The 3,173-nt window shown below is 69.4% G+C and carries 3 protein-coding genes; all 3 read left to right on the top strand.

Annotation, left to right across the window (positions count from 1 at the left end):
- On the top strand, positions 1-479 hold a 479-nt coding region (locus PLC66_RS22445), incomplete at its 5' end, for a glycosyltransferase (protein WP_324544398.1).
- 11 nt (positions 480-490) lie between these two features.
- Positions 491-1,585, top strand: a complete 1,095-nt coding sequence (locus PLC66_RS22440; RefSeq protein ID WP_324544397.1) for a glycosyltransferase family 4 protein — start codon at positions 491-493, stop codon at positions 1,583-1,585.
- A 26-nt stretch (positions 1,586-1,611) separates the two neighbouring features.
- Positions 1,612-3,173: exosortase A (gene xrtA, locus PLC66_RS22435; protein ID WP_324544396.1), on the top strand; the 1,562-nt coding region annotated here is incomplete at its 3' end.

Raw genomic sequence — 3,173 nt, 5'->3', positions numbered from 1 at the left:
TGCGCCTGCTGCTGGTCGGCGGTGGCCCGCAGGACGCCAATCTCAAGGCCCAGGCCCAGCGCCTCGGCGTGGCCGACAAGGTCGTCTTCACCGGCCGCGTGCCGCACAGCGAGGTCAGCCGCTACTACGACCAGATCGACCTGCTCGCCTACCCGCGCCACTCCATGCGCCTCACCGAGCTCGTCACCCCCTTGAAGCCGCTCGAGGCCATGGCCCAGGGCCGGTTGTTCGTCGCGTCCGACGTCGGCGGCCACAAGGAACTGATCCGCGACGGCGAGACCGGCAAGCTCTTCAAGGCCGGCAGCGCCGAAGCCCTCGCCACCGCCATCGACGACATGCTCGCCCACCGCGAGCGCTGGCCGGCGATGCGCGCGGCCGGGCGCCACTTCGTCGAGGACGTGCGCAACTGGACCAACAGCGTGGCCAACTACCGGGCGGTCTATGAGCGCCTTGGCGGTCGCGCCCGGCAGGCGGCCTGAGCAGCGCGTCGATGTCGTTTTCAGCGCTCAGGGTATTGCTCGTGGGGCCGCTGCCGCCGCCCGCCGGTGGCATGGCCAACCAGACACGGCAACTTGCCGAATTGCTGCGCGGCGAAGGGGCGAGCGTCGAGCTCGTGCGCACCAATGCCCCCTATCGTCCGGCGTGGGCGGCGCAGCTCAAGGGTCTGCGCGCCGTGTTCCGGCTGCTGCCCTACCTGGCCCAGCTGTGGCGCGGGGCGGGGCGCGCCGACGTGGTCCATGTGATGGCCAACTCGGGCTGGTCGTGGCACCTGTTCGCGGCGCCGGCGGTGTGGATCGCCTCGCTGCGCGGCCTGCCGGTCGTCGTCAATTACCGCGGCGGCGAGGCGGGCAGCTTTCTTGCCCGCGCGGCGGGGGCAGTGCGCGCGAGCATGCGGCGTGCCGCCGTGCTGGCCGTGCCCTCGGGTTTCCTGCAGCAGGTGTTCGCCGGCTACGGCATGCCCGCCCGCATCGTGCCCAACATCATCGACCTCGACCGCTTCCACCCCGCCGAGCCGCCGCGCCAGGCGGGCAGGGCGCCGCACTTGCTGGTCGCTCGTAATCTCGAGGCCATCTACGGCAACGATACTGCGCTTCGCGCCTTCGCCCTGCTGTCGCAACACTACCCCGCAGCGACGCTGACGCTTGCCGGCGCCGGGCCCGAGGCCAGCGCGCTGGCGGCGCTCGCGCGCGAACTGGGCGTCGCCGACCGCGTCCGCTTTCCCGGTCGGCTCGATCGCGAGCAAATGGCTGCGCTCTACCGTGACGCAGATCTCATGCTCAATGCCAGCCGTGTGGATAACATGCCCAATGCCATCCTCGAGGCGCTCGCCAGCGGCCTGCCGGTGGTCACGACCGACGCCGGCGGCATCCCCTTCATGGTCGAGCACCGGCGTACGGCGATGCTGGTGCCGGTCGACGATGCCGCCGCCCTGGCCGCCGCGACGCGCGAGGTCCTCGACGATGCGCCCTTGCGCACCGCGCTGGTGTCCCACGGGCTGGCCGAGGTGCAGCGCTACCGCTGGCACTCGGTGCGCTCGGAACTACTTGCCGCCTACCAGACCGCGCTGCAGGCGCAGGAGCGATGACCGACATGAACACAAAGGAAGCTGCAATGAGTCTCAGCAACGCGGGTCACAAGCCCGGCAGCGACGTCGCCGCAGGTGACGCGTCCGCGCGCAGGCTTCACCTGGCGGTGCTCGCCCTCGGCCTGCTGTGGCTGCTGTTCTGGTACCGCGACACCTTCATGGCCATGGTCAGCATCTGGGACCGCTCCGAGACCTTTGCCCACGGCTTCGTCATCGCCCCGATCTCGGCCTGGCTGGTGTGGCGGCGGCGCCATTTCATCCGCAACCTGCCGATCGAACCCTCCCTGCTCGGGGCCCTGTTCGGCCTGGGTGCCGGCTTCGCCTGGCTGCTTGGCGAGCTCGCCAGCGTCGATGCCGTGTCCCAGTTCGCCTTCGTCGGCATGGTGATCAGCTTCATCTGGGCGGTGATGGGCACGGCGGTGGTGCGCACCTTCGCCTTCCCCATCGGCTTCCTGTTCTTCATGGTGCCCTTCGGCGAGTTCATGTTCCCGACCATGATGGACTGGACCGCCAGCTTCATCATCTGGGCAGTGCGCGCCTCGGGCGTGCCGGTGTATGCCGAAGGCTACCTGCTGGTCATCCCCTCCGGGCGCTGGGAGGTGGTCGAAGGCTGCAGCGGCGTGCGCTACCTGATGGCCTCGGTGGTGGTCGGCAGCCTGTTCGCCTACCTCAACTACCGCTCCACTAAGAAGCGCCTCGTCTTCGTCGCTGCGTCCATCATCTTACCGGTGTTCGCCAACTGGCTTCGCGCCTACGGCATCGTCATGCTCGGCCACCTCACCGACAACAAGCTGGCCGCCGGCGCCGACCACCTGATCTACGGCTGGGTCTTCTTCGGCATCATCATCATGATCCTGTTCTGGATCGGCTCGCGCTGGCAGGAGGCCGAGGAAGAAGCGCCGGCCGCAGCCGCCGGGACAAGGGGCGGGGCAGCGGCTGCCGGCCAGGCCACGACCGGCCGCCTCGCTGGGCTGGTCATCGCCGTCGCCGCCGTCACGCTGTGGAACCCGGTGCTGGCTTTCCTCGATCGCCAGGGCCAGCATGGCCCGGTGCAGTTCGGCGAATTCGCCGCGGCGGGCAAGTGGTCGCAGGTCGATGGCGGCGACAAGCCCGCCTGGACGCCCCGCTACCAGGGCATGCGCGGCCAGCAACACGTGCTGTTCACCAATGGCGAGGCCCAGGTCGGCGTCTTCCTCACCTATTACCGCGACCAGGTCGCCGGCGAGGAGCTGATCAACTCCGAGAACCGCATCCTGCTCAACAAGGACGAGGAATGGCGCTTCACCGCCTCGGGTACACAGCGCCAGCCCATCGGCGGTGAAACCATCACGCTGCGTACCAACGAGATGCGCAGCAACGCCGAAACCAGCCAGCGCCTGGCGGTCTGGCACTGGTACTGGGTCAATGGGCGCTGGACGCACAGCGACTACGTCGGCAAGGCCTACCTGGCCCTGTCGCAACTGCGCGGGCGGGGCGACGATTCGGCCATGGTGGCGCTCTACACCCCGGTGGATGCCGAGCGTCGCGGCGAGGCCGAGGCCGCGCTCGCCGACTTCCTCGCCACCATGGGGCCGCAGATCGGCGCCGT

Source organism: Thauera sp. (genome assembly GCF_035444905.1).
In the GTDB taxonomy this organism is placed as follows: Bacteria; Pseudomonadota; Gammaproteobacteria; order Burkholderiales; family Rhodocyclaceae; genus Thauera.
The sequence above is the reverse complement of the archived record's forward strand: the minus strand, read 5'-3'. Positions and strand labels throughout refer to the sequence as shown.